Origin of the sequence: Pseudomonas sp. 478, from assembly GCF_003254125.1 — a bacterium.
Lineage (GTDB): Bacteria > Pseudomonadota > Gammaproteobacteria > Pseudomonadales > Pseudomonadaceae > Aquipseudomonas.
This window is the reverse complement of the sequence record NZ_QKZG01000001.1, coordinates 67,041-92,613: the sequence shown is the minus strand read 5'-3', so window position 1 is coordinate 92,613 and position 25,573 is coordinate 67,041. Positions and strand designations below refer to the sequence as shown.

Here is a 25,573-nt window from a genome sequence, read left to right as displayed (position 1 = left end):
CCCCAGCCCTCTCCCCAGAGGGTAGAGGGGACTGACCGTGTTGAATGTTCGGAATACTGCGACCTGAAATAACGAGGCGAACTCAGGTCCGAAAAACACCGGAGATCTGCTCCCTTTCCCCTCTCCCCTATGGGGAGAGGGCTGGGGTGAGGGGTCGATCCTGAACCAGACACAGAATCCAGCATCACCCAATTAAAGCTTCGCCTTCACCGCCCCCAACGCATCCTTCCCATCCACGGTCTTCACCCCGTCCAGCCACTTATCCAGCACCGCCGGATTCGCCTTGATCCATGCCTTGGCCGCATCAGCATTGCTGACTTTCTTGTTCACCACCTCAGCCATGATGCTGTTCTCCATTTCCTGGGTGAAACTCAGGTTGGTGAGCAGTTTGCCGACGTTCGGGCAGGCCTGTGCATAACCTTTGCGGGTCAGCGTATGAACGCTGCCGGTATCGCCGAAGTACTTCTCGCCGCCCTTGAGATAATGCATTTTCAGTTGCACGTTCATTGGGTGCGGGGTCCAGCCGAGGAAGGTCACGAACTTCTGTTTTTTCACCGCGCGAGACACTTCGGCCAGCATGGCCTGCTCGCTGGACTCGACCAGTTTCCACTGGCCCATGTCGAAGTCGTTCTTCTTGATGATTTCCTGCAAGGAGATGTTGGCGGGAGCGCCGGAGCCGATGCCGTAGATCTTCTTGTCGAACTTGTCGGCGTATTTGTTCAGGTCGGAAAAGTTATGCACACCCGCGTCCCAGACGTAATCCGGGACCGCGAGGGTGAATTCGGTGCCGTCGAGGTTCTTCGCCAGTTGCGTGACATCACCGGTGGCCACGAACTTGTCGTAAAAACCCTGTTGTGCCGGCATCCAGTTACCGAGAAACACGTCGACCTGACCATCTTTCAAGCCGCCAAAGGTGATCGGCACTGCAAGCGTGTCGACCTTGGCCTTGTAGCCCATGCCGTCCAGCAGAAACCCGGTGATGGCGTTGGTGGCGGCAATGTCGCTCCAGCCAGGGTCGGCCATTTTCACCGTCTCGCAACTCTGATCGGCATACGCCGATGCACTGCCCAGAGCCAGAAGCCCGACCGTCATTGCTGTGGATAACCTACGCATGGCATTCCCCTTAACATTATTGGTTTTGGCAGGGTTGTGGATAACGTGCTTTACGCTCCAGATCGTCGAGGTCGATGTGGTTGCGCATGTACTGCTGACTGGCGTCCACCAGCGGCTGGTGATCCCAGCTCTTCAGCTTGCCGATGGTTAATGCCTTGGCCACAAAACGTCGGCGTCGTTGGCTGGCGAGCACTTGTTGGTGGATCGCCGGGATATCCCATTTGGCCCGGGCTTCGGCGAGAAATTCATCGAAAAGCGACTGATGTTGCGGCGACTGGCTAAGTTCTTCCAGTTCGCGCGGGTCGTTGTGTACGTCGAAGAGTAGGCAAGGGTCGTCTTCGCTGTAGATGAATTTGTAGGCGCCACGGCGAATCATCATCAGCGGGCTGATAGTGCCTTCAGCCATGTACTCGCCGAAGACCTCGTCATGACCGCCCTGCCCTTGCAGGTGCGAGACCAGTGAGCGGCCGTCCAGCGGCAGTCCTGGCTCCAGCAAGCCGCCGGCCAGTTCGACGAAGGTCGGCAACAGATCGGCCGTGGAGACCGCCGCGCTGACCCGGCCAGCCCCGAATTGCCCCGGCGCACTGATCAACAGCGGCACGCGGGCGGCCATTTCGTACCAGTGCATTTTGTACCAGAGCCCACGCTCGCCGAGCATGTCGCCGTGGTCGCCGGAGAATACGATGATGGTGTCGTCGATCAGGCCGGTTTCCTCGAGTGTTTGCAGGAGTTTGCCGACGTTGCTGTCGATATAGCTGCACGCACCGAAGTACGCACGGCGTGCATCGCGAATCTTATCCACAGGCAGTGGTTTGTCCCACAGGTCATAAACTTTGAGTAAACGCTGGGAATGCGGATCCAGTTCGGTCTGCGCCGGGGTTTCAGGCAACGGGATGTCGGCGTCGTCGTACATATCCCAGAAGGCCTTGGGAATGGTGTACGGGTCGTGTGGATGAGTCATGGAAACGGTCAGGCAAAACGGCTGATCGCCATCCTCACGGATGTGATCGAACAAGTACTGTTGAGCCTTGAACACCACTTCTTCGTCGAAATCCAGCTGATTGGTGCGTACGCACGGCCCGGCCTGCAGCACCGAAGACATGTTGTGAAACCAGGTTGGACGCACGTCTGGCTCGTCCCAGTTCACAGACCAGCCGTAATCGGCCGGGTAGATGTCGCTGGTCAGGCGTTCTTCATAACCGTGCAACTGATCCGGGCCGCAGAAATGCATCTTGCCCGACAGCGCGGTGCGGTAGCCGAGTCGACGCAGGTAGTGGGCATAAGTCGGTACGTCGGCGGGGAAATCGGCCGCGTTGTCGTAGGCGCCGATCTTGCTCGGCAACTGACCGCTGACCAGGGTAAAACGCGACGGCGCGCACAATGGGCTGTTGCAATAAGCGGCGTCGAACACCACGCCTTGGGCGGCGAGGCGGCTGAGATTAGGCAGTTTGATGGGCGAAGGGCCGTAGAACGGCAACATTGGCGCGGCCATTTGATCGGCCATGATGAAAAGAATATTTTTGCGCTTCATGTGATCGCGGCATTCCATAGTGAATATTTATGCGAGAGTGCTGTGATTGAGCATGTAGCCCACGCAATTTGTGGTAAAGCCCATGCGCGGCAATGACTAGGATAAGCACAGCTTATGTATGACGCCCTTGGTGATTTGTCTCTGGATTTGCTTCGCGCCTTTGAAACGGCGGCCCGTCAGCGTAGCTTCACCGCGGCCGCCGTGGAGCTTGGCACCACGCAACCGGCCATCAGCCAGCAGATCAAACGGTTGGAAGAACAACTCGGGACGCGGCTGTTCGACCGGATCTATCGCGGCATCGAACTGACCGAGGCCGGGACGATCCTGTTTGAGCAGGTTCAGCTCGGATTGCAAAACATCGACGCAGGATTGAGCGCGATCAGCGCACAGCACCAACATGAAGTGTTGCAGGTCGCCACCGATTTTGCTTTCGCGGCGTATTGGCTGATGCCGCGCCTGCACCGCTTCCATGCCGCCAATCCTCAAGTAGACGTCAGCCTGGTCACCAGTGAACGCAGCCTCAACATGCTGCGCACTGATATTGATGTGGCGGTGTTGTTTGGTGATGGCCGATTCAAACAGGGCGAAAGCCATTGGCTGTTCAGCGAAGAAGTGTTTCCGGTGTGCAGCCCGCTGCTGTTGAAGGATCGCCCTCTGCCCTTGCCATCCCAGTCATTGCTCGAGTTCCCGCTGCTGCACCTTCGCGGCGAGAACAGCAGTAACTGGTTCGACTGGAGCGGCGTATTTCGGGAATTGGGGATCGCTTCGGCACCGGCGCCAGGGCAATTGCGCTTCGACAATTACACGCTGTTGATTCAAGCGGCGATTGGCGGCCAAGGGGTGGCGATTGGGTGGCGGCACCTTGTGGATAACTTGCTGGCGCAAGGTTTGTTGTGCCGACCGATTGCGGAAACGGTCATTTCCAGGCTCGGCTATTACGTGGTCCTGCCCCAGCGGAAACGGCGTGGTGCGCTGATTCAACAGTTTGTTGACTGGCTGATGGCTGAGCAGGCCAGCAGTGCGCAATCGTTGAATGGCCTGCCGTTGCCGTCTATCGCTGTATAGCCTCGGTCGCGACGAAGGTCACGTGTTGGCCGACATGCAGGTTCAACCGCAACTCATCAGCAATCCCCACAGCCACCCGGCTCAACCGTTCAAGCGGTTCGGCGAGGCCCGGCTCCAGGCTGCGGCTGATGTGGCTGAAATGTTCGATGGTCAGCCCAGGCACCCCGCGCGGCGCATTCACCAGCGTCCAGTGCAAGGTGCTACTTTGCAGGGCCTCGCGGATTTCTTCGGCGGCGTGACGTTGCAGTCGATCTTCTATCTCCGGATCGTCCAGTGCCTCGAAATCGCCGACCAGAAACAGTCGGGCAATCCCTGAGGCCTGCATGCCATCGATCAGGGCATCCACCGCCAGCACTTGCTCGACCGGGCCGGGCACGATGGATTTTTCCACGTGCTCGCTGTTCATCGGCAACCCAGGTGCATCCAGCAGACAAATCACCGCCGAACACCCGGCGACGCTTTGCTTGACCCGCTTGGCGTCGAACAAATCACCGGTCTTGGTCCGCAGTCCCGGGCGCGGCGCGAGCGCCGTCAGGTCATCGAGAATCGCGATCACTTCATGTTGGCGCCGCAGCATTTCAGCCATCAGCGCACTGCCCAGGCTACTCATGGCACCATAAAGCACCACTTTCACCACCGGGGTTTCGGCATTTTTCATGGCCGTGCTCCGTTCTTCCTATCTTTATGGCGTGTGACCTGTGGGAAACAACGCCGGTTCGACTCGGTTCAGAGGGTTTCAAATGCAGCAGATCAAGGGCTACCACGCCCATGTCTACTTCGACGCCAGTACCCTTCCTCAGGCGCGAGCCTTGTGTGAGCAGGCCGCGCAACTGTTTCCAGTGAGGATGGGCCGCGTCCATGAACGGCCGGTGGGCCCGCACCCGGACTGGAGCTGCCAGTTGGCCTTCGAGCCGCAATACATCGGTGACGTGCTGCCATGGCTTGCGCTCAACCGCAAAGGCTTGGTGGTGTTCCTGCACCCGGACACCGGCGACGATCTGCTCGACCACACCGAGCATGCGATCTGGATGGGCGCGATTCGGCCACTGGATCTGTCTGTTTTTTGATCAGTTTACAACTGTTCCTCGGCTTCGCCGGGCAAATGTTCATCCAGATGCAGCCAGGGCAGTCGGTTGTCAGTCCAGATATGCCTTTCGGCGGGTGCGTGCTCGGGATGATCGAGGGTGGCGATGGTCACGTCGATGCTGTCCGGGCTCAGGTGCGAGACCAGCGCCAGCTGCGCCCCACAGTTGCCACAGAAATACCGCACGCAGGTGGTTGAAGAGTTGTACTGCGCTGGCGTTCCTTTCACCCATTCAAAGGCTGAGGCGGGCACGGTGATCCAGGTGGTCACGATCCCGCCGCTGACCCGTCGGCAAATCGAACAATGACAGTGGGCGATGTCGTGCAAAGGCCCGCTGAATTGATAGCGCAGATGTCCGCAGTGGCAGCCGCCCGTATGAACTTCGCCCATTCTGTTTCCTCCTGTTGCGTATGTTCCGACGTCTTCGCGAGCAAGTCGAAGGCGTCAACTCGGTTTAACATCCCTGCCCCGGTCCGACGACCGGTTGCACATCTGGTCAATGCTTTCATCCGCGAAAGCTGGCTGAAAGCTTCCGCGATTAGGATCGCCCCCACTACCGGCAACAGACCGGTTGGCCAATGCCAGTGTTTTATCGCTCGCACAGCCCATTTAACAACAACAATGGTGATCCTGATGTCCTCTTCTACCCGCCGCTTCGCTGTCACTCCACCCATACGCCTCGTGCTTCCCGTTCTGCGCTGACCCACCCGGTTCGCCCATTCCCTAGACGCGCTATGCCTGGAGTATTCCCATGCTGACTTTCCTTGGCTTTGCCATGGTCATCACGTTCATGTTCCTGATCATGACCAAGCGCGTTTCCGCGCTGATCGCCCTGATCATCATCCCGATCCTGTTCGCGCTGTTCGGTGGTTTTGCGCCGAAGATCGGCCCGATGATGCTCGAAGGCATCACCAAGCTCGCACCGACCGGTGTGATGCTGATGTTCGCCATTCTGTACTTCGCCCTGATGATCGATTCCGGCCTGTTCGACCCGGCCGTGCGCAAGATCCTCAAACTGGTCAAGGGCGACCCGTTGAAAGTTTCGGTCGGCACCGCCGTACTGGCGCTCGTCGTCTCCCTCGATGGGGACGGCGCGACCACTTATATGATCTGCGTGGCCGCCATGCTGCCGCTCTACGCCCGTATCGGCATGAGCCCGCGGATCATGGCTGGCCTGATCATCCTCGCCGGTGGCGTGATGAACATGACGCCATGGGGCGGCCCGACCGCTCGTGCGGCCAGTGCGCTGCACGTGGACCCGTCCGACATCTTCGTACCCATGATTCCGGCGATGGCTTTCGGGGTGCTGGCTATCCTCGTGATTGCCTACTTCTACGGCAAGCGTGAGCGTGCACGTCTGGGTGAGCTGCACCTGGTGGGCGAGGAAATCGACCACAGTGAAATCAGCGTTTCGCAATTCCCGGATGCCCGTCGTCCAAAGTTGATCTGGTTCAACGGCGCCCTGACCCTGGCCCTGATGTGCGCCCTGGTCGCCGGTCTGTTGCCGCTGCCGGTGCTGTTCATGGTGGCGTTCAGTATCGCGATGATCGTCAACTACCCGTGCCTGCAACAGCAGAAGGACCGCGTCGCGGCCCACGCCGGTAGCGTGCTGGCGGTGGTCGGCTTGATCTTCGCGGCCGGTATCTTCACCGGCATCCTGTCGGGCACCGGCATGGTCGATGCGATGTCGAAAAGCCTGTTGGCGGTCATCCCGGACTTCCTCGGCCCGTACCTGGCGGTGATCACTGCACTGGTGAGCATGCCGTTCACGTTCTTCATGTCGAACGATGCATTTTATTACGGCGTGTTACCGGTACTTGCGGAAGCCGCCAGCCATTACGGTATAACCGCGGTTGAAATGGCACGTGCCTCGATCGTCGGTCAGCCCGTCCACTTGCTGAGCCCGCTGGTACCATCGACCTACCTGTTGGTGGCCCTGGCCGGTATCGACTTCGGTGATCACCAGCGTTTCACCCTGAAGTGGGCAGTGCTGGTTTGCATGTGCATACTGGTCGCCGCTTTGCTGATGGGGATTTTTCCGCTGTTCAGCACTCTATAAGCCCAAGACTCACCATGACGGGTCCAGGCTTTGTTGTTTGAAGCCTGGGCCCTTCGTGGTTTAACACTCGCACAAAGGAATACACATGGAATGGCTGACCAACCCTGAAATCTGGGTTGCCTTCTTCACCCTGACCGCCCTGGAAATCGTTCTGGGTATCGATAACATCATCATGATTTCGATCCTGGTCAGCCGCATGCCCAAGCACATGCAGGCACGCACGCGGATTTTCGGCCTAGCGCTGGCCATGGTTACGCGGATCCTGTTGCTGCTGTCGATCACCTGGGTCATGCGCCTTACCGCCGACTTGTTCGAAGTGTTCGGCCAGGGTATTTCCGGGCGTGACCTGATCCTGTTCTTCGGTGGTCTGTTCCTGCTGTGGAAGAGCTCGCAAGAGATGTACCACGCGCTGGAAGGTGAAGACGAAACCAATGAGGAGCCGGGCGGCAAGGGCGGCAACTTCCTCTACACCATCATTCAGATCGCGATCATCGACATCGTGTTCTCGCTGGATTCGGTCATCACCGCTGTGGGCATGGTGTCCTACGTACCGGTCATGATCGCGGCGATCGTCGTTGCCGTGCTGGTGATGATGTGGGCTTCCGGCACCATCAGCGAGTTCATCGACAAGCACCCGTCGCTGAAGATGCTGGCGCTGTCGTTCCTGTTGATAGTCGGTACTGTGCTGATTGCTGAATCCCTCGACGTTCACGTGCCAAAAGGCTACGTCTACTTCGCCATGGCGTTCTCGCTGGCGGTGGAAGCGATCAACATCAAGATGCGCACCGCCATGGCGAAAAAGCGCAAGCAGCAGGAACCGGTGAAGCTGCGCAAGGACATTCCGGGTCAATAACCCGAATGCCATGTGATGACAAAGGGGCCTTCGGGCCCCTTTTTCATATCTGCATCAACCTGTTTTTATGGCAGTTTTGTTTCAATCGCTTCTTTAGCTGTGCGATGCTGGCGCGCAGTCCGTTAGCCAACTACAGCTTAAGTACAGAACGTAGAAGAACGCGCGGCACCGTCAACTTGCCCCGATGGGGCGCTACCACCACAGGGGGCCTGCATGCTCACCCTGCTCAATTTGTTATCTGCCGTGGCCTTGTTGATTTGGGGCACGCACATCGTCCGAACCGGCATCCTGCGGGTCTACGGTTCCAACCTGCGCCATGTGATTGGCCGGAACATGTCCAAGCGCTGGCTGGCGTTCATCTCGGGGATCGTCGTGACGGCGATGGTCCAGAGCAGCAACGCCACCGCCATGCTCGTCACCTCCTTTGTCGGTCAGGGCCTGATGGCGCTGACCCCGGCCCTGGCGACCATGCTCGGGGCCGACGTCGGTACCGCACTGATGGCGCGGGTGCTGACCCTCGACCTGTCATGGTTGTCGCCGCTGCTGATCTTTCTTGGGGTGATTTTCTTTCTGTCGCGCAAACAGACCCGGGTTGGACAGATGGGCCGGGTCAGTATCGGGCTGGGGCTGATCATCCTGGCGCTGCAACTGATCGTTGAGGCTGCCGCACCGATTACCCAGGCCCAAGGTGTGAAGGTGATTTTCGCCTCGCTGACTGGCGACATCTTGCTCGATGCCCTGGTCGGCGCGCTGTTTGCGATGGTTTCCTACTCCAGCCTCGCCGCCGTCCTGCTGACCGCGACCCTGGCCGGTGCTGCGGTGATCAGCCTGCCCGTTGCCATCGGCCTGGTGATCGGCGCCAACATCGGCAGCGGCATCCTTGCCTTCCTCAGCACCAGCATGCAGAACGCCGCTGGCCGTCAGGTGGCGTTGGGTAGCCTGCTCTACAAACTGATCGGCCTGTTGCTGATCATTCCGGTCCTCGACCCGTTGGTGCACTGGATCGACAGCCTGGACTTCAGCCCTCAGGAAATGGTCATCGGCTTTCACCTGCTTTACAACACCGCGCGCTGCCTGCTCTTGCTGCCCAGCGTCGGGCCGATGGCCAAGCTGTGCGCGTGGCTGTTGCCGGAGCGGCCGGAAATCAACGGCACTGCCAAACCGCGGCATCTTGATCCAACAGCGCTGGTCACGCCCAGTCTGGCGCTGGCCAATGCCGCCCGGGAAACCCTGCGCATCGGCGACCTGATCGACAACATGCTCGAGGCCATGCTCGACGTGCTGAACGGCAAGCAAACCGCCGTCACCCAGGAAATGCGGCGCCTGACCGATGATGTGGAATCGCTCTATGGCGCGATCAAGCTGTATCTGGCGCAAATGCCCCGCGAAGATCTCAGCGAGCAGGACAGCCGGCGCTGGGCGGAAATCATCGAGCTGGCGATCAACCTTAAACTCGCCAGCGACCTCATCGAACGCATGCTGCGCAAGGTCCAGCAACAGAAAACCTCACAGCGCCTGTCTTTTTCCGAGGTCGGCCTGGAAGAGTTGGCGGGGCTGCACAGCCAGTTGATCTCCAACCTGCGCCTGGGGTTGTCGGTGTTCCTCAGTGCCGATAAGGAAAGTGCCCGCCAGTTATTGCGTGAGAAGCGTCGCTTTCGCGCACAGGAACGGCGCCTGGCCCATGCTCACGTCAGCCGATTGCAACGTAAGATCGTGCAGAGTATCGAAACCAGCTCGTTGCACCTTGAGCTGATTGCCGACATGAAGCGTCTGAATTCACTGTTTTGCATCAGCGCCTATGTGGTGCTGGAAACTTCCGACACCGGCGCCCTGGCGGCCGATGATTTGGCAGACATCACGCATTCACCTTGAACGTCTGGCAGAGTGGTCAGTCAGTAACATTGATTCAGCATGAAGGCCGCCTTCGCGAGCAGGCTCGCTCCCACAGTGGATCTTCGGTGTACTCGGAAATTGTGTCCGACTCAGATCACCTGTGGGAGCGAGCCTGCTCGCGAAGGCGGCCTGGCTGATGACACGGATCTCCGATTGGTTGCCTGGAAGCTTGCTATGCGTTGTTTGTTGTTCGCTTGTCTGTTGCTTGGTTCATTCCCTTCATTTGCCCTGGATCGCTTTCAGGTCGAGGGCTATACGCTGCCCAACGGCCTGCAATTGCTGCTCAAGCCCGGTACCGAGCGCGGGCATGTGGCGATTCGTCTGGTGGTCGGCGTCGGCATCGATGATTTCAGCTGCGCCGACAAGGAGCTGCCGCACCTGCTTGAGCATTTGCTGTTCAGCGGTATCGACGCCACGGGCGAAGGCGGGCTGGAAGAGCGCATGCAGGCCCTGGGTGGCGAGTGGAACGCCTACACCAGCAATGCCGACACGACCTTCGTCATCGAAGCCCCGGCGAAAAACCAACGCAAGGTCCTCGACCTGCTGCTGGCGCTGCTGACCCAGACCCGAATCGACGACAACGCCATCAACGCCGCCAAACAAGTGGTCGAGCGCGAAGACGGCGGCCATTACTCGCACCTGCAACGCTTTCTGGATCGTCAGGACCTTGGCCACACAGCGAGTAATCAGCTGGCAGTGGAACTGGGCCTCAAATGCCCCGAACGCGCCGAAGTCGATCACCTGACCCGCGATCAGCTGGAAAAGGTGCGCAAGGCCTGGTACGCGCCCAACAACATGACCCTGATCGTCGTCGGCGACCTTGAGCGGTTGCTGCCGGCCTATCTGGAACGGTCTTATGGCGCGCTTGAAGCGGTTGACCCGACCGATCACCCGCCCCTGCCGGCGATCCAGGCCAGTGCTGCCCATGAGCGCACCTTGAGTCATGGTTTTGTTGGCGGCAGTGCCAAGTTGCATTGGCTGTTGCCAGAGCCGGTGCAGGAGGATCGGCACGACGAAACCTTCGACTTGCTCAAGGACTATCTGGACTGGGCGCTCTACCGCCAATTGCGCCTGGCCCATGGCTTGTCCTACGGGCCTTCGGTCGAGCGCGAGGTGTTTGGCGGTGTGGGCTTCATGAGCCTGAACGCGGACCTTGAGCGCGACGACGTGCCCGAGGCTGAACGGGTGCTGGATAATCTGAAGGCCGGGTTGCTCAGGGACGGTCTCAAGGCCGGCACCTTCAACCGCATCAAACAGGCCGCCATCGCCCGCCAGGCCTGGGCCGTGCAAGGCAACAGCGCGTTGGCCGATTATTACTGGAGTGCCCTTGGGGACTACGAGGACGGCCGTTTCGCCGACCCCGCCAAAGAACTGGAAGGGGTGACGCTGGAGGAAGCAAATAAGGCCATGCGTGAATTGCTGATGCAGCCGGGCTACCTGCGGATCGAAAAGCCGTTGATCAGTGATGACCAGTTTGTGTGGGCGATTGCCGGGGTGTTCGGTTTGTTTGTACTCGGCCTGTTGGCTTGGCGAGTACATCGCCGGAAGTAACAGTTCCCTGTGGCGAGGGAGCTTGCTCCCGCTGGGGTGCGAAGCGCCCCCAAAACCGGACACTGCGTATTATCAGATAGAACGCATGCACCGGTTTTACGACTGCTGCGCAGCCGAGCGGGAGCAAGCTCCCTCGCCACAATGCTGCATTGGTCAAACGGACGTATCCCCCTCGCCACGCCGCCCTCTCGGCGGTACCCTGTCGGGGATTTTTCCCACGACTATTGCGAACCGCCGAATGCCTACTCTGACCCTATACGTACAGCGCATCCTGGAACTGATGAAGCGCTACCCGGGGGTCATTGCGCTCGGTGGTTTCATATCCGGGGTCGGCAGCTTCATGCTGGTGGATCGCCAACAGGGTCTGGCGACCTGGATCACCACCATCATGCTGGTCAGCTGGGTCTGGCTGATGCTGGAAAACAGCCTCACCAAGCTGTTCGCCAGGGTCTTCAAGCGCGAAATACCCCAGCCGCTTCTGCGTTATGCGACGCAGATGATCCATCAGGAAAGTCTATTCTTCGTTCTGCCGTTCTTTTTAATCACCACCACCTGGAACAGCGGTCAGTTGTTCTTCACTGGATTACTGAGCATGGCGGCGCTGATTTCGATCATCGACCCGCTCTACTACAAATGGCTGGCACCGCGCCGCTGGGCGTTCCTGGCACTGCACACCCTGACCCTGTTCGCGGCCCTGCTGACTGCCCTGCCCGTCATTTTGCACCTGACCACCGCCCAGAGCTTCAAGCTGGCGCTGGGCATTGCCATGTTGCTGTCGTTCCCGAGCCTGGCCTCGATCTTCCCGATTCGCACTGTGCGCAATGCGTTGGCGATCCTCAGCATCACCGTCGGTATCGGCGCCGCCGGTTGGGTGCTGCGCTCCTGGGTTCCACCGGCGACCCTGTGGATGACGGATGTGGCGATCAGCACCCAAATGCAGGACCGCACCCCCGGCAAGAGCCTGGAAGAAGTCAGCGCCGAGCAGATTCGCGGAGGTGGGCTGTACGCATACACCGCGATCAACGCCCCTAGAGGGCTGGCCGAGCGGATTTATCACGTCTGGATGTTCAACGGCAAAGAAGTCGACCGTATCCCTCTGGATATCAATGGTGGGCGCAAGGAGGGCTATCGCGCCTGGACCCACAAGCAGAACTTCCCCGGCAACCCCGCAGGCAAATGGCAGGTCCGGGTGCTGACTGAGGACGGTCAGTTGATTGGCGTGCTGCGCTTCAAGGTCATGGACAGCACACCCATCAAAGAAAAGTAACGCGGTTCGTGCTATTAGTCAGATCTGCGTAATAACCGAACAAGCACGGAGCTTATGACTAGCAGCACAATGCCCGGCAGTGCCCTACTGGACACCTCGCAAAGCCCTGCCCTGTTGCGGGTCACGGGCGACTGGACGCTCGCCCATTACGCCTATCTCAGCCGCCTGAGCGAAAAGCTCCGTGGCCAATACGACAACAACACCCACATCGATCTCAATGGCCTCGGCGCACTCGATACGGCGGGTGCGTCATTGCTGGTGGAGCTGCTGGGGGCTGAGCGTCTGGGCAAATCTGCCGAACACCCCGATTGCACCCTTTCTTCCGCTGATCGCGCCTTGTTGCAGACGGTGTACTGCTCGCTGACCGACTTCTGTGTACCGATCAAGGAACCAGAAATCAGCGTCGGCATTCAACTGCTGACCCGCATCGGCCGCGCGGTGGACGCGGTCTGGCAGGACACCCTGGAACTGCTGGGTTTCGTCGGTCTGATTCTGGAAACCATCGCTCGCGGGCTGTTTCGCCCCAAGCGCTGGCGCCTCACGCCGATGGTCGCGCACATCGAACAGACTGGCCTCGACGCCGCGCCCATCGTTGCCCTGCTGACTTTTCTGGTGGGCGCCGTGGTGGCGTTTCTCGGGGCGACGGTGCTGGCGAGTTTCGGCGCGAGTATTTTCACCGTGGACCTGGTGGCGTTCTCCTTTCTGCGCGAATTCGGTGTGTTACTGACCGCGATCCTGATGGCCGGCCGCACCGCCAGTGCGTTCACCGCGCAGATCGGTTCGATGAAAGCCAACGAAGAAATCGACGCCATCCGCACCTTGGGCCTCGACCCGATAGAGTTGCTGGTGGTGCCGCGCGTGTTGGCCCTGCTGGTCGCGCTGCCGATGCTGACCTTTCTGGCGATGCTTTCGGGGATTATCGGCGGCGGTGTGGTTTGCGCGGTGGCGCTGGATATCTCGCCAGCGATGTTCCTATCGCTGCTGCAAACCGATATCGGCGTTCAGCATTTTCTGGTGGGGATCGTCAAAGCGCCGATCTTTGCGTTCCTGATCGGCGCCATCGGCTGTCTCGAAGGCTTTAAAGTCAGTGGCAGCGCCGAGTCCGTCGGTGCTCACACCACGTCGAGCGTGGTCCAGTCTATTTTCGTGGTGATCGTGCTCGACGCCGTGGCTGCGTTGTTTTTCATGGAGATGGGCTGGTGAGTCGTCTACCCCGAGCGCCCTCCGAGGCGGTGATCGAAGTCCGCGATCTGTGCAATCGCTTTGGTCGACAGAGCGTGCATGAGAACCTCGATCTGGATTTGTACAAGGGTGAAATCCTTGCCGTGGTCGGCGGTTCCGGCAGCGGCAAGTCAGTGCTGTTGCGCAGCATCGTCGGCTTGCGCCAGCCCAGTGAAGGGGTGGTGAAGGTCTTCGGCAAAAACCTGCCGACGCTGTCTGAACACGAGCGCTCGATGGTCGAACGGCGTTTCGGCGTGCTGTTCCAGAAAGGTGCCCTGTTCTCTTCGCTGACGGTCACCGAGAACGTCGCCCTGCCCCTGATCGAGCACGCCGGTTTGAGCCGAGAGGACGCCGAACACCTGGCGGCAGTGAAAATGGCCTTGGCCGGACTGCCGCTGTCGGCGGCCGACAAGTACCCCGCTTCGCTGTCCGGCGGCATGATCAAGCGTGCAGCACTGGCTCGCGCGCTGGCGCTGGACCCGGACATCCTGTTTCTCGACGAACCTACTGCCGGCCTCGATCCGATTGGCGCCGCAGCCTTCGATCAATTGATCCTGACCCTGCGCGATGCGTTGGGCCTGAGTGTTTTTCTGGTCACCCACGACCTCGACACGCTCTACACCATCACCGACCGCGTGGCGGTGCTGGCGCAAAAGAAAGTGCTGGTGGCGGATGCCATCGACAAGGTCTCGGAAACCGACGACCCGTGGATTCACGAATATTTCCATGGCCCTCGCGGCCGCGCGGCGCTGACCGCCGCTCAACAGCTTAAGGAGGTCTGACATGGAAACCCGAGCCCATCATGTATTGATCGGCCTGTTCACCGTGATTGTGGTGGCAGGCGCCCTGCTCTTCGGCTTGTGGCTGGCCAAGTCCAGCGTCGACACCGAGTTCAAGGATTACGAAGTCGTCTTCAACGAGGCCGTCAGCGGCCTGTCCAAGGGCAGCGCCGTGCAGTACAGCGGGATCAAGGTCGGCGACGTGGTGACCCTGCGTCTGGACCCGAAAGACCCGCGCCGGGTGCTGGCGCGGATCCGCCTGGGCGGCGATACACCGATCAAGGAAGACACCCGGGCCATATTGGCGCTGACCGGGATCACCGGGACCTCGATCATCCAGCTCAGCGGTGGTACGCCGCAGAGTCCGAAGCTCAAGGGCAAGGACGGTCATTTGCCGACGATCATTGCATCGCCCTCGCCCATCGCCCGTTTGCTGAACGACAGCGGCGATCTGGTGGCCGGCGTGAACATGCTGATGCTCAACGCCAATAAGATGTTTTCTTCGCAGAACGTCGATCGCATCAGCCAGACCCTTGAACATCTGGAACAAACCACCGGCACCATCGCCGACCAGCGCGGCGATATTCGCCAGGCGATGCAGCAACTGGCCTCGGTCGGCAAACAGGCCGGCGCCATGCTGGAACAGACGTCGGCGCTGATGCGCAACGCCAATGGCATGCTCAACGATCAAGGCAAGCAGATGTTCGGCAGTGCCGAGCAGGCGATGAAGTCTCTGGAACAGAGCAGCGCGACCATCAACGAGCTGCTCACGACCAATCAGGATTCGCTCAACAGCGGCATGCAAGGCCTCAATGGCCTGGCCCCGGCGGTGCGTGAACTGCGTGACACCCTGACGTCGTTGCGGGCTATTTCCCAGCGTCTGGAAGCCAACCCCACCGGTTATTTGCTGGGCAATGACAAGGACAAGGAGTTCACACCATGAAGTTGACTCACCTCGCCCTCCTCGCCAGCTTCATTGTGCTCAGCGCCTGCTCGATCCTGCCCAAGTCCGAGCCGTCCGACGTCTATCGGTTGCCTTCGGCCCAGAGCAGCGCATCGGCCAGTCACGGGACGCCGCAGCGCTGGTCGCTACGCCTGACCAAGCCGCAGACCAGCGAAGCCTTGAACAGCCCGAAGATCGCCGTGATCCCTCAGGGTGATCTGATCAGCAGCTACAAGGCCTCGCGCTGGAGCGACCCGGCACCGGTGTTGTTGCGCAATCGTCTGTTGGATGGTTTCCAGCGTGATGGTCGGGTGACATTGCTGAGCACCGACGACAGCAACTTCCAGGCGGATCTTGAACTGGGCGGTAACCTGCAGGCATTCCAGACTGAATACCAAGGAACGAACGCAAGCGTCATCGTGCGTCTGGATGCGTTGCTGGTGCGTGGTTATGACCAGCGAATCCTCGCCAGCCGACGCTTTGAAGTACGCCAGCCGTTGAGCGATGCGAAGGTACCGGCGGTGGTGGCCGGGTTTGGCCAGGCCAGTGACCAGTTGACGGCGCAGGTGGTGACTTGGGCGGTGGAACAAGGTCAAAAGCTCGCGCCGCCGGCAAGGCCATAAAGGTCGCACGCACATCTAATGTGGGAGCGGGCTTGCTCGCGAAGGCGGTGTGTCAGTCAACAGAGATGTTGAATGTATCGGCCTCTTCGCGAGCAAGCCCGCTCCCACAGGGGATTTTGGTTAGCCGAAGAACCAGTAGCAGACGCCGATCGCGCCGAGAACGCCGGCAAGCTCCGCCAGCAACGCGCAACCCACCGCATGCCGCGCCCGCTGGATCCCCACCGCGCCGAAGTACACCGCCAATACGTAGAACGTCGTTTCGGTACTGCCCTGAATCGTCGCCGCCACCAGCGCCGGGAAGCTGTCCACGCCAGACGTTTTCATGGTTTCGATCAGCATCGCCCGGGCGGCACTGCCGGAGAACGGCTTGACCATGGCGGTCGGCAGCGCATCGACGAAGCGCGTGTCCCCACCGGCCCATTCCACCAGATGCCGAATCCCGTCCAGGCCAAAGTCCAGCGCTCCGGATGCCCGCAGCACGCCGACGGCGCACAGCATCGCCACCAGATACGGCAGCAGGTTCTTGGCCACGTCGAAGCCTTCTTTGGCGCCTTCGATGAACGCTTCGTACACCTTCACTTTACGCAGCGCGCCGATCACCAGAAAAAGCATGATCAGCCCGAACAGCGTCACGTTGCCGAGGATCGATGACAGGCCAGCCAGAGCGGTCGCTGAGAGCGTCGCCAGCAGCGCCATGAAGGCACCGAGGGCCAGGGCGCCGGGAATCAGGTAGGCGAGTACCACCGGGTCCCACAGGCGCAGACGCTGCATGAACGCCACCGACAGAAGGCCGACCAATGTCGAGCAACTGGTGGCGAGCAAGATTGGCAGGAACACCAGGGTCGGATCGGGCGCACCTTGCTGGGCGCGGTACATGAAGATCGTCACCGGCAGCAGGGTCAGGGAGGAGGCGTTGAGCACCAGGAACAGGATCTGCGCGTTGCTGGCGATGGTGTCGCTGGGGTTGAGCTCTTGCAGCGCCTTCATGGCTTTAAGGCCGATTGGCGTGGCGGCGTTGTCCAGGCCCAGACCGTTGGCGGCGAAGTTCAGCGTGATCAGGCCGATGGCTGGGTGCCCGGCCGGTACTTCCGGCATCAGCCGCAGGAACAACGGGCCCAGCGCTTTGGCCAGCCACTCGACGATCCCGGCCTTCTCGGCAATCCGCAGAAAGCCCAGCCAGAGCGTCAGGGTGCCGAACAACAGGACCATGACTTCGACCGACAACTTGGCCATGGCGAAAATGCTTTCCACCATCGCCGCGAAGATCCCGGCGTTACCGCCGATCAGCCATTGCGCCAGTGCCGAAACGGCAGCCACGATGAAGAAGCCAAGCCACAGGCCATTAAGCATCAGTCAAATCCCCCGAAGAATGCGGCGAATGATAGCGGGGTAGCCAGAAACGACAAACCCCGGATTTCTCCGGGGTTTGTTTTTGGCTCTGCATCGGGCCTTGTTGAGCCCCATGCTATGGGCTGGCCTCAATCCACTGTGGGAGCGGGCTTGCTCGCGAATGGGGAGTATCAGTCGCCCAATCAGTTGACTGACACACCGCTTTCGCGAGCAAGCCCGCTCCCACAGGGGTTATGCGTTAGTTGCTGGAAATCTCACCCACCGGCAATTTTTCCTTGCTGCGCCAGTGCGGCAGGGAGTTCCAGTAGCGCTGGCCCTTGGCGTCGTCGTACATGCCTTCCCAGCGGGAGATGACCAGCACGGCCAAGGCATTGCCGATCACGTTCAGCGCGGTACGGGCCATGTCCATGATGCGGTCGACACCGGCGATGAACGCCAGGCCTTCGAGCGGAATACCCACGCTGCCCAGGGTGGCCAGCAGCACCACAAAGGACACACCCGGAACGCCGGCGATGCCTTTGGAGGTGACCATCAGGGTCAGTACCAGCAGCAATTGCTGGCTGATCGACAGGTCGATGCCGTAGAGCTGGGCAATGAAGATGGCTGCAATGCTCTGGTACAGGGTCGAACCGTCGAGGTTGAACGAGTAGCCGGTCGGTACCACGAAGCTGCAAATGGCTTTCGGCGCGCCGTAGGCTTCCATTTTCTCGATCACGCGCGGCAGCACGGTTTCGGAACTGGCGGTGGAGTAGGCCAGCACCAGCTCATCCTTGAAGATGCGCATCAGCTTGATCACCGAGAAGCCGAACAGGCGAGCGATCAGGCCCAATACCACGAAGGCGAAGAAGGCGATGGCGACGTAAACCAGGATCACCAGTTTGGCCAGCGGCAGCAGGGAGGCGAAGCCGAAGTTGGCCACCGTTACCGCGATCAGTGCGAAAACGCCGATCGGGGCGTAGTTCATGATCATGTGAGTGACTTTGAACATGCTTTCCGACACGCCCTGGAACATCTTCACCAGCGGCTCGCGCAGGTCCGATTGCAGGCTCGACAGACCGAGACCGAACAATACGGAGAAGAAGATGATTGGCAGCATTTCGCCGCGGGCCATGGCCGCGAAGATGTTCGACGGGATCAGGTTGAGGATGGTCTGGATGAACGCGTGTTCATGCTGAACCTCGGCGGCAGTGGCCTGGTACTTGGAAATATCCACGGTACCCAGGGTGCTCATGTCGATGCCGGTGCCGGGATGGAACACGTTGGCCAACACCAGACCGACCACGATGGCGATGGTGGTGACGATCTCGAAGTAGAGGATGGTCTTGAGGCCGATACGCCCGAGCTTTTTCGCGTCGCCGACGCCTGCAATACCGACGATCAGCGAAGAGATCACGATCGGGATCACAATCATCTTGATCAGACGGATAAAGATATCGCCTGCTGGTTGCAGGACGTTGCTGACCCACCAGGCTTTTTCGGCACTGAAATGGTTGAGCAGCGCACCGATTGCAATCCCCAATACCAGACCGATGAGGATCTGCCAGGCGAGGCTAAGCTTTGCCTTCTTCATATCTTTACCCTTACTTGCGTTTGACTCAGGCAGATGCAAGAACTGGAACGCTTGTGGCGAAAAAGTCCTGTGCATCTACCCCCGTATAAGGTGCCCCGGAGCGCTTGTTATCCGCTCTCTGGCAGGCGAAAAAAGGCGCAACTATTCAGATGCAAGGAAGCGACGTCTAATGCCGTAAACGCCTACCCTATGCCGAATCGGCATGAGCTTTTTTAACTGAAACTCGCGTCCCAACCGGTTCGAATACGACATTTCGGCAGGCATAAGTGCCGTGAACCGGCCACCGCAGAGGAGGTTGGTTGTTTTTTGAACAAGGGAATGTGGACTGAAACTTGGGAAAAAGCCTACGTTTAATCGCGAAAATTCTCGGTCGTTGAATCGCGGTTTTCTCGATATACGGTCACCAAAGAAACACCACGAAATGGTTTTGCGAAGGATTAAGCGGAGATGGCGCGGAGGAGGCGAGCAGAACGCTCTAGGACAATACTTTGCGCTGACGAGCTCTTCGCAAGTCCGTCGATCCATGAGTGATCGACGAACTTGCGTCGCAGCTTCTGCCTGATCCGGCCCTTGCGCAGGTACTCCCTGTACCCGTAGGTCACTCCGCCCCTGAAACAGGCAGAACGTCCCGGCCCCTTGATCATGCGTCTACCGTCCTCGGGTAGCGCAGTGGAAAGAAGCCATGCTGCTTCTTTCATGTTACGAATTCAGTACCCGTGTGGATCTTTCTTCAGTGGTTCCATCAACAAGTCCCGCATGCCCTGGTCCGGCTTTCCAAGAAAGCGGTAGCCGGCATGTCGCTGTTGTCATGGCACTGCCGCCCGGAAACAGGGCGGCCGCCAGTGTCTTTAACAAAACGCTCATATTCACCCTCGACCGCGACGGCCGAAGAAGAAGGAAGCAATGAACATCACCAGGAACACGACAAAGAGAATCTTGGCGATACCCGTGGCGGTGCCCGCGATACCACCGAAGCCCAGTACCGCAGCGATGATGGCAATAATCAAGAATGTGATTGCCCAGCTCAACATGGTGATTCTCCTTACGCTTCTATTTAGAGATGTTGCTTGTGGTGCTTTTCCCGGCGCATCGAACGCGCCAAGTTCATGTGTTTAGAACACCCAACGTTCCTGGTGAGGCATCTCATCCGCAGGCTGAGCCTGGTCGACGTCCATCATTCGCATTGGGGGGCTGTCAGCCTGGTTACTGCTGGCCGCACTGAAATGAGTTTGGGTCGGGTGCTGAATCGACAAGCGTGGCGCTTCTTGCTGCTGGTTCTGCTCCCAACGCTGAAACTGCTGGCCGGCGATCAAGGTGATTAAAAGCGCCAGAACAGCAAACAGACCTTGCTGGATATGCAGTGGCGAGATACGCAACTGGGCGGCACGTTGGCGACTCATCCTGAAGCTCCTCCCACTCTGTGGTGATCTTGTTAGGGGCGACTTTTTGAATGCCCGGTTAATCACACTGTTGCAGTCTGCATGCCAGCTTTTGCTGATAATAAAATTCAATAAAATCAATGGCTTATTGATGATGTGGAAACCGGATCGGACGCATCCTGCACGATGGTCCTTTTGAAGTCGTGCGTAATGCACGATGGACGCGTGGGAACTTTCAATATTTTTGAATTGCAAAGAGGGTGTGGATGTCACAAGGGGACACAGCCAATCGCCTGCGAACCGGCTATCTGATAAAAAAACAACAAAATCAGGCGATTAGCCGTAGGGTGAGGGGAGAGCTACGCTGCTGTGGCTGAAATCGACCAGAATCAACCATGCAACTTGCCCGATTATTCTGGGACTAACCAAGATCATTCATTAAGGAGCGTAGGAAAATGGAGTCAGCCTCTGAGCATCAAGGCCGCATTCTGCTGGTGGACGATGAGTCAGCTATCCTGCGTACTTTCCGTTATTGCCTCGAAGATGAAGGCTACAGCGTCGCTACCGCCAACAGCGCCGCTCAGGCTGATGCACTGCTTCAACGTCAAGTGTTCGACCTGTGTTTCCTCGATCTGCGTCTGGGGGAAGACAACGGCCTTGATGTGCTGGCCCAAATGCGCATTCAGGCGCCCTGGATGAGGGTGGTGATCGTCACCGCGCACTCGGCCGTGGACACGGCGGTCGATGCCATTCAGGCCGGCGCCGCTGACTATCTGGTCAAGCCTTGCAGCCCCGACCAATTGCGCCTGGCCACCGCCAAGCAGCTGGAAGTGCGGCAACTGTCGGCACGCCTGGAAGCCCTTGAAGGCGAAGTGCGCAAACCCAAGGATGGCCTGGACTCTCACAGCCCGGCGATGAAAGTCGTGCTCGAAACCGCCCGCCAGGTGGCCAGCACCGATGCCAATATTTTGATTCTCGGCGAGTCCGGCACCGGGAAAGGCGAGCTGTCCCAGGCCATTCACGGCTGGAGCAAGCGCTCGAAGAAATCCTGCATCACGATCAACTGCCCGTCCCTGACCGCCGAACTCATGGAAAGCGAGCTCTTCGGCCACAGCCGTGGCGCGTTCACCGGGGCCAGCGAAAGTACGCTGGGTCGTGTCAATCAGGCCGACGGTGGGACGCTGTTTCTTGACGAGATCGGCGATTTTCCGTTGGTTTTGCAGCCTAAACTGCTGCGTTTCATCCAGGATAAAGAATACGAACGGGTGGGTGACCCGGTCACCCGCCGCGCCGATGTGCGTATCCTCGCGGCCACAAACCAGAATCTCGAAGACATGGTCCGCGACGGCCGTTTCCGTGAAGATTTGCTCTACCGCCTGAACGTCATCACCTTGCACCTGCCGCCACTGCGCGAGCGCAGGGAGGATATTCTGACCCTGGCCGATCGCTTTCTGGCCCGTTTCGTCAAGGAATACGCGCGTCCGGCTCGAGGCTTCAGCGACGAAGCCCGTGAAGCGCTGCTCGGCTATCGCTGGCCGGGGAACATTCGCGAACTGCGCAACGTTGTGGAGCGGGCAAGCATCATTTGTCCACAGGAACGGGTCGAGATCAGTCACTTGGGCATGGCTGAAACCCCGGTCACCAACGCGCCTCGCATCGGCGCTGCGCTGAGCCTGGATGAATTGGAAAAAGCCCACATCGGAGCGGTCCTCGCCACGGCAGATACCCTGGACCAGGCCGCCAAGACCCTGGGTATCGATGCCTCGACGTTGTACCGAAAACGCAAGCAGTACAACTTGTGAGCTGTCTCCGATGAGACTGGCGATGAAGTTGCGCACGCGGCTGTTTCTGAGTATTTCGGCACTGATCACTGTGGCGCTGCTTGGGCTGTTGCTCGGGCTGGTCAGCGTGATGCAGATGGCGAGTTCTCAGGAGGAGCTGATTCGCAGTAATTTCGTCACGCTCGACGTGGGGCTGAAATTGCGTCAGACCTTGGGCGATCAGCTGATGATCATGCTCAGCGAGAAGCCGGATCCTGCAGCGTTCGAGGCGTCCAAGCAGCATTATTTCCAGTTGCTTGACGACGGCATTGTCCATGTCCAGGGTGGTGATGAGCGCCAATTCGGTTTTGAACAAGCCAAGACTGACTACCTGAGCTTTCTGCAGGTGTACGACCTGTCACGTGACTCGACGCAGGTGTTGAGTGGCAACAAAGAACTCACCGAAAAATTCAATGCGCTGCGCAATGGTTTGATCCTCGAGCAACAGCGTGCGCTGGATAACATCAATGCCACCGAACAGCAGGCTCGGGAGAGGGCGCTGCTGATTGCCGGCCTGCTCGGGCTGGTGGGGCTGGCGGTGCTGATCATCGGCTTCGTCACCGCCCACGCTATCGCTCAACGTTTTGGTGCGCCGATCGAGGCTCTGGCCCAAGCGGCGGACAACATCGGCCAAGGCAATTTCGAAGTGACGCTACCGATTTCCTCGGCCGTGGAAATGAACCTGCTGACCAAGCGCTTCGGGATCATGGCCGAGGCCCTGCGTGAGCATCAGGCCACCAATGTCGATGAACTGCTCGCAGGCCAGCAGCGGTTGCAGGCCGTGCTCGACAGCATCGACGATGGGTTGCTGATGATCGACCGCGATGGCCGTTTGGAACACCTCAACCCGGTTGCGCAACGTCAGTTGGGTTGGGACAGTGAACGTCTCGGTCAAGGTCTGGGTACGGCGCTTGAGCGCCCCGAACTCGATGATCAGCTGCAACTGGTGCTGCGCGGCGGCACCCTGGAGCGGGCGCCTGAGGACCTGAGTATCGAGGTCGACGGTGAGTCGCGGTTGCTGACCTTCAGTCTGACGCCGGTCAGCCATACGCAGGGGCATATTCTGGGCGCCGTGATGGTGCTGCATGACGTCACCGAACAGCGGGCGTTTGAACGGGTGCGCAGCGAGTTCGTGCTGCGCGCCTCCCATGAATTGCGAACGCCGGTGACCGGGATGCACATGGCGTTCGGCCTGTTTCGCGAGCGCGCGCACTTTGCCAAGGACTCGCGTGAAGCTGATCTGCTGGACACCGTGAATGAAGAGATGCAGCGCTTGATGCAGTTGATCAACGACCTGCTGAACTTCTCTCGCTACCAGAACGGATTGCAGAAACTCACGTTGGCGCCGTGCTCCATCGAGGATTTGCTGGACCAGGCCCGGGCGCGTTTTGCCGGCCCGGCAGAAGAGCAGGGCATCAACCTGCTAGTGGAAGTGCAAGGGCCATTGCCGCGATTGCAGGCCGATCAGCCGCAGCTGGACCGGGTGCTCGATAACCTGATCGATAACGCGTTGCGCCACACCGCTTCCGGCGGGCAAATACGTTTGCAGGCTCGACGCCATGGGGAGCGGGTGATTATCAGCGTCGAGGACAACGGCGAAGGTATTGCCTATGGTCAGCAGGGGCGGATTTTCGAACCCTTTGTACAGGTGGGTCGCAAGAAGGGCGGTGCCGGGCTCGGTCTGGCACTGTGCAAGGAAATCGTGCAGTTGCACGGCGGACGGATGGGTGTTTATTCGCGACCGGGGCAGGGTACTCAGTTCTATATGGCGTTGTCGGTTTAAGCCGCAGCCGCTTCAGGCTTCATCATCGAGACGTCGGCCGGCCATTCGGCGGCCACGGGTAATCAGCTCGATGAACTGCACTGCACTCAACGCATGGGCGAACAGCCAACCCTGACCGAACTTCACGCCTTCGCTGCTCAGAAGCGCTGCCTGGGATTCAAGTTCGATGCCCTCGGCGATCACCTTGAGTTGCAGGGCCTGGGCCATGTGAATGATGTGCGGGGCGACACCGCTACTTGCAGCGTCATGACCCAGTGCATCGATAAACGCCTTGTCGATTTTCAGGCAATCGACTGGCAGGGTTTGCAGATAGGCGAGGCTGCAATAGCCGGTGCCAAAGTCATCGATCAGCACTTGATGCCCGACATCCCGCAAGGCTTGCAGGTTTTCCCGGGCGACCACGACATCGATCAATCCCCGCTCGGTGACCTCAAAGGCAATTTGCGTTGCCGCGACGCGGTGCAAGGTCAGCAGGCGCGCCATTACCTGACCGATACGCGGCACCATGACGTCGCAGGCCGCCAGGTTGACCGAGATGTACAGTTGCGGATTGGCCCGCAACAAATGACCCAGCTGCTCAAGCAGGCGTTGCAGGACGAAGTCGGTCATCTGGCGAATCTGGCCGGTGTTCTCCGCCATCGGAATAAACAGGTCGGGGCTGGTCAGGGTACCGTCCGGTCTTCGCCAGCGCAGCAAGGCTTCCGCCCCGACACAGTTGCGGCTGTCGAGGTCGAAGATCGGTTGATACAGCACCTGCAATTCGCCTCGTCGTATGGCACCACTCAGTTCGGCGTCCAGCGACTGTCGCTGGCGCACCAGCAGAAGTACCAGAAAACCCACGCATAAGGCGAGTGCCAGGCTGGCCGGCAGCAACCACCACCAGACGGCGGGCACATGCATGCCGGTGCGCGGGCTGATCAGCACCAATTGGTATTCTGGATTGTTGGTGGGCATGCGGTAAATCAGGCGGGAATGCGTCACTTGTAGCGCGTCGAGGCTTTTCGGGGGCCAGGGTTCGGTGGGGGGCCAGGCCTGCGAGACGCCCAGCACCGGAATCGCGCGCGTACCGTGGTCGAGCACCACCAGCAGGCTGCTGCCCGGTGGTAGGTCGACCATGTCGGTCAAGTGCCCGCGAGACGTCGCGACACGAAAATTGCCGCGTCCGAGCATCAGCGCGGCACGGTTTTCATCGGGTTCGGTGGTGGTGTTCAGCCAGTAACTGTAGGTCGGCCCCTTGATGTCTGGCGGTCTTATCATCGACAGCCCTTCCTGGCGGGGGCGGTTGGAACAGATCCGCGAGGCGTCCATATAAGCGGCTTCGTAAACGAAGCGGTAATTGAAGCTGACCTGTTGCAAGGTCGCGATCATTTCGTCATCGCAGCCGCGTAACGGCTGGGCTTCCAGGTCGTCGAGACTTTCACGCAACTGCCCGAACAGCTGCTCCAGACGAGCAAGGAAGCGCTCGCCCTGGGCATTCATCACTTCGCTTTCGCTTTGCTCGACTTGATGCATGGCCACGAACAGGCTGCCGGCCATCAGGAGTGTCGCGCTCAAGGCAGCAGCCAGTATCGCCAAAAACCAAGGGCGAAAGAACCAACTACGAAGTGTCTCTCGAGCAGCAGGCATAGGGAATATCCGAAGTATTACCAATGAGTTATAGCTGCTGATTTGAAAAAAAGCCCTGACCGT

The 25,573-nt window shown here is 59.4% G+C and carries 22 protein-coding genes and 1 pseudogene; 13 read left to right on the top strand and 10 right to left on the bottom strand.

Features of this window, described 5'->3' with window-relative positions:
- Positions 1–192: 192 nt before the first annotated feature.
- Both choX and betC read right to left on the bottom strand, forming a co-directional pair.
- On the bottom strand, positions 193–1,113 hold the full coding sequence (gene choX / locus DFS28_RS00485; RefSeq protein ID WP_008155658.1) for a choline ABC transporter substrate-binding protein: 921 nt from the start codon (positions 1,111–1,113) through the stop codon (positions 193–195).
- A 16-nt stretch (positions 1,114–1,129) separates the two neighbouring features.
- On the bottom strand, positions 1,130–2,644 hold the full coding sequence (gene betC, locus DFS28_RS00480; RefSeq protein ID WP_111448159.1) for a choline-sulfatase: 1,515 nt from the start codon (positions 2,642–2,644) through the stop codon (positions 1,130–1,132).
- A gap of 114 nt (positions 2,645–2,758) precedes the next feature.
- Here betC and DFS28_RS00475 point away from each other — a divergent pair, with 114 nt between their 5' ends.
- On the top strand, positions 2,759–3,709 hold the full coding sequence (locus DFS28_RS00475; RefSeq protein ID WP_111448158.1) for a LysR family transcriptional regulator: 951 nt from the start codon (positions 2,759–2,761) through the stop codon (positions 3,707–3,709).
- Here the strand turns inward: DFS28_RS00475 and DFS28_RS00470 are convergent.
- Positions 3,696–4,367 carry an NAD(P)-dependent oxidoreductase gene (locus DFS28_RS00470; RefSeq protein ID WP_111448157.1) on the bottom strand — a complete coding sequence of 224 codons (672 nt, stop codon included), beginning with the start codon at positions 4,365–4,367 and terminating at the stop codon, positions 3,696–3,698. The two genes, DFS28_RS00475 and DFS28_RS00470, sit on opposite strands and share 14 nt — an antisense overlap.
- Before the next feature lie 82 nt (positions 4,368–4,449).
- Between DFS28_RS00470 and DFS28_RS00465 the strand changes: the two genes are divergently transcribed.
- Positions 4,450–4,776, top strand: coding sequence for a DOPA 4,5-dioxygenase family protein (locus tag DFS28_RS00465; protein WP_111448156.1), 327 nt, complete (start codon positions 4,450–4,452; stop codon positions 4,774–4,776).
- Positions 4,777–4,781: 5 nt separating this feature from the next.
- Here the strand turns inward: DFS28_RS00465 and DFS28_RS00460 are convergent, their stop codons facing one another.
- On the bottom strand, positions 4,782–5,183 hold the full coding sequence (locus DFS28_RS00460) for a GFA family protein (protein WP_111448155.1): 402 nt from the start codon (positions 5,181–5,183) through the stop codon (positions 4,782–4,784).
- Positions 5,184–5,544: 361 nt separating this feature from the next.
- Between DFS28_RS00460 and DFS28_RS00455 the strand changes: the two genes are divergently transcribed.
- The 9 genes from DFS28_RS00455 (at position 5,545) to DFS28_RS00415 (ending at position 15,982) form a co-directional block, all read left to right on the top strand.
- The gene (locus tag DFS28_RS00455; protein WP_111448154.1) at positions 5,545–6,852 is read left to right on the top strand and encodes a CitMHS family transporter; all 1,308 of its coding nucleotides are present in this window, start codon (positions 5,545–5,547) and stop codon (positions 6,850–6,852) included.
- A gap of 85 nt (positions 6,853–6,937) precedes the next feature.
- Positions 6,938–7,705, top strand: a complete 768-nt coding sequence (locus tag DFS28_RS00450) for a TerC family protein (RefSeq protein ID WP_111448153.1) — start codon at positions 6,938–6,940, stop codon at positions 7,703–7,705.
- Between the two features lie 213 nt (positions 7,706–7,918).
- Complete coding sequence (locus DFS28_RS00445) at positions 7,919–9,577, top strand: Na/Pi cotransporter family protein (RefSeq protein ID WP_111448152.1); 1,659 nt, start codon at positions 7,919–7,921, stop codon at positions 9,575–9,577.
- A 195-nt stretch (positions 9,578–9,772) separates the two neighbouring features.
- Complete coding sequence (locus DFS28_RS00440; RefSeq protein WP_111448151.1) at positions 9,773–11,149, top strand: pitrilysin family protein; 1,377 nt, start codon at positions 9,773–9,775, stop codon at positions 11,147–11,149.
- Positions 11,150–11,387: 238 nt separating this feature from the next.
- Positions 11,388–12,416 carry a DUF5924 family protein gene (locus DFS28_RS00435; RefSeq protein WP_111448150.1) on the top strand — a complete coding sequence of 343 codons (1,029 nt, stop codon included), beginning with the start codon at positions 11,388–11,390 and terminating at the stop codon, positions 12,414–12,416.
- Positions 12,417–12,470: 54 nt separating this feature from the next.
- Positions 12,471–13,619 carry an ABC transporter permease gene (locus tag DFS28_RS00430; RefSeq protein ID WP_111448149.1) on the top strand — a complete coding sequence of 383 codons (1,149 nt, stop codon included), beginning with the start codon at positions 12,471–12,473 and terminating at the stop codon, positions 13,617–13,619.
- Complete coding sequence (locus tag DFS28_RS00425; RefSeq protein ID WP_111448148.1) at positions 13,616–14,419, top strand: ABC transporter ATP-binding protein; 804 nt, start codon at positions 13,616–13,618, stop codon at positions 14,417–14,419. Before DFS28_RS00430 ends, DFS28_RS00425 begins: the two co-directional genes overlap by 4 nt.
- A 1-nt stretch (position 14,420) precedes the next feature.
- Positions 14,421–15,359, top strand: coding sequence for an MlaD family protein (locus tag DFS28_RS00420; RefSeq protein WP_111448147.1), 939 nt, complete (start codon positions 14,421–14,423; stop codon positions 15,357–15,359).
- Positions 15,356–15,982 (top strand): ABC-type transport auxiliary lipoprotein family protein, encoded by a 627-nt coding sequence (locus DFS28_RS00415; RefSeq protein WP_111448146.1) that lies wholly within the window; start codon positions 15,356–15,358, stop codon positions 15,980–15,982. Before DFS28_RS00420 ends, DFS28_RS00415 begins: the two co-directional genes overlap by 4 nt.
- A 120-nt stretch (positions 15,983–16,102) precedes the next feature.
- Here the strand turns inward: DFS28_RS00415 and DFS28_RS00405 are convergent, their stop codons facing one another.
- From DFS28_RS00405 to DFS28_RS00380, 5 genes and pseudogenes are all read right to left on the bottom strand, one after another.
- Positions 16,103–17,332 (bottom strand): nucleoside recognition domain-containing protein, encoded by a 1,230-nt coding sequence (locus tag DFS28_RS00405; protein ID WP_111448145.1) that lies wholly within the window; start codon positions 17,330–17,332, stop codon positions 16,103–16,105.
- 238 nt (positions 17,333–17,570) lie between these two features.
- The gene (gene gltP / locus DFS28_RS00395; protein WP_111448144.1) at positions 17,571–18,902 is read right to left on the bottom strand and encodes a glutamate/aspartate:proton symporter GltP; all 1,332 of its coding nucleotides are present in this window, start codon (positions 18,900–18,902) and stop codon (positions 17,571–17,573) included.
- Positions 18,903–19,609: 707 nt separating this feature from the next.
- Positions 19,610–19,702: pseudogene (locus DFS28_RS00390) on the bottom strand (Ivy family c-type lysozyme inhibitor); the annotation flags it as partial.
- A gap of 66 nt (positions 19,703–19,768) precedes the next feature.
- Positions 19,769–19,933 carry a DUF1328 domain-containing protein gene (locus tag DFS28_RS00385; RefSeq protein WP_003177151.1) on the bottom strand — a complete coding sequence of 55 codons (165 nt, stop codon included), beginning with the start codon at positions 19,931–19,933 and terminating at the stop codon, positions 19,769–19,771.
- A gap of 81 nt (positions 19,934–20,014) precedes the next feature.
- A complete protein-coding gene (locus DFS28_RS00380) occupies positions 20,015–20,302 on the bottom strand; it encodes a hypothetical protein (RefSeq protein ID WP_111448143.1) in 288 nt (95 codons plus the stop codon).
- Between the two features lie 434 nt (positions 20,303–20,736).
- On the opposite strand from DFS28_RS00380, the gene algB reads away from it, so the two are divergent.
- Together algB and DFS28_RS00370 are read left to right on the top strand one after the other, a co-directional pair.
- A complete protein-coding gene (gene algB, locus DFS28_RS00375) occupies positions 20,737–22,083 on the top strand; it encodes a sigma-54-dependent response regulator transcription factor AlgB (RefSeq protein ID WP_111448142.1) in 1,347 nt (448 codons plus the stop codon).
- Positions 22,084–22,093: 10 nt separating this feature from the next.
- The gene (locus DFS28_RS00370) at positions 22,094–23,884 is read left to right on the top strand and encodes an ATP-binding protein (protein ID WP_111448141.1); all 1,791 of its coding nucleotides are present in this window, start codon (positions 22,094–22,096) and stop codon (positions 23,882–23,884) included.
- Between the two features lie 12 nt (positions 23,885–23,896).
- On the opposite strand, the gene DFS28_RS00365 is transcribed toward DFS28_RS00370, so the two are convergent.
- Complete coding sequence (locus tag DFS28_RS00365) at positions 23,897–25,510, bottom strand: EAL domain-containing protein (protein ID WP_111448140.1); 1,614 nt, start codon at positions 25,508–25,510, stop codon at positions 23,897–23,899.
- Positions 25,511–25,573: the final 63 nt, after the last annotated feature.

Excerpts from the sequence above, each read along its gene's own strand:
- DFS28_RS00405 (WP_111448145.1), bottom strand. The coding sequence starts at position 17,332 with ATGCTTAATGGCCTGTGGCTTGGCTTCTTCATCGTGGCTGCCGTTTCG.
- DFS28_RS00450 (WP_111448153.1), top strand. The coding sequence starts at position 6,938 with ATGGAATGGCTGACCAACCCTGAAATCTGGGTTGCCTTCTTCACCCTG.
- algB (WP_111448142.1), top strand. The coding sequence starts at position 20,737 with ATGGAGTCAGCCTCTGAGCATCAAGGCCGCATTCTGCTGGTGGACGAT.
- DFS28_RS00440 (WP_111448151.1), top strand. The coding sequence starts at position 9,773 with ATGCGTTGTTTGTTGTTCGCTTGTCTGTTGCTTGGTTCATTCCCTTCA.
- DFS28_RS00435 (WP_111448150.1), top strand. The coding sequence starts at position 11,388 with ATGCCTACTCTGACCCTATACGTACAGCGCATCCTGGAACTGATGAAG.
- DFS28_RS00465 (WP_111448156.1), top strand. The coding sequence starts at position 4,450 with ATGCAGCAGATCAAGGGCTACCACGCCCATGTCTACTTCGACGCCAGT.
- DFS28_RS00470 (WP_111448157.1), bottom strand. The coding sequence starts at position 4,367 with ATGAAAAATGCCGAAACCCCGGTGGTGAAAGTGGTGCTTTATGGTGCC.
- DFS28_RS00430 (WP_111448149.1), top strand. The coding sequence starts at position 12,471 with ATGACTAGCAGCACAATGCCCGGCAGTGCCCTACTGGACACCTCGCAA.
- DFS28_RS00370 (WP_111448141.1), top strand. The coding sequence starts at position 22,094 with ATGAGACTGGCGATGAAGTTGCGCACGCGGCTGTTTCTGAGTATTTCG.
- choX (WP_008155658.1), bottom strand. The coding sequence starts at position 1,113 with ATGCGTAGGTTATCCACAGCAATGACGGTCGGGCTTCTGGCTCTGGGC.
- gltP (WP_111448144.1), bottom strand. The coding sequence starts at position 18,902 with ATGAAGAAGGCAAAGCTTAGCCTCGCCTGGCAGATCCTCATCGGTCTG.
- DFS28_RS00420 (WP_111448147.1), top strand. The coding sequence starts at position 14,421 with ATGGAAACCCGAGCCCATCATGTATTGATCGGCCTGTTCACCGTGATT.
- DFS28_RS00460 (WP_111448155.1), bottom strand. The coding sequence starts at position 5,183 with ATGGGCGAAGTTCATACGGGCGGCTGCCACTGCGGACATCTGCGCTAT.
- DFS28_RS00365 (WP_111448140.1), bottom strand. The coding sequence starts at position 25,510 with ATGCCTGCTGCTCGAGAGACACTTCGTAGTTGGTTCTTTCGCCCTTGG.
- DFS28_RS00415 (WP_111448146.1), top strand. The coding sequence starts at position 15,356 with ATGAAGTTGACTCACCTCGCCCTCCTCGCCAGCTTCATTGTGCTCAGC.
- DFS28_RS00475 (WP_111448158.1), top strand. The coding sequence starts at position 2,759 with ATGTATGACGCCCTTGGTGATTTGTCTCTGGATTTGCTTCGCGCCTTT.
- DFS28_RS00455 (WP_111448154.1), top strand. The coding sequence starts at position 5,545 with ATGCTGACTTTCCTTGGCTTTGCCATGGTCATCACGTTCATGTTCCTG.
- betC (WP_111448159.1), bottom strand. The coding sequence starts at position 2,644 with ATGAAGCGCAAAAATATTCTTTTCATCATGGCCGATCAAATGGCCGCG.
- DFS28_RS00380 (WP_111448143.1), bottom strand. The coding sequence starts at position 20,302 with ATGAGTCGCCAACGTGCCGCCCAGTTGCGTATCTCGCCACTGCATATC.
- DFS28_RS00385 (WP_003177151.1), bottom strand. The coding sequence starts at position 19,933 with ATGTTGAGCTGGGCAATCACATTCTTGATTATTGCCATCATCGCTGCG.
- DFS28_RS00445 (WP_111448152.1), top strand. The coding sequence starts at position 7,919 with ATGCTCACCCTGCTCAATTTGTTATCTGCCGTGGCCTTGTTGATTTGG.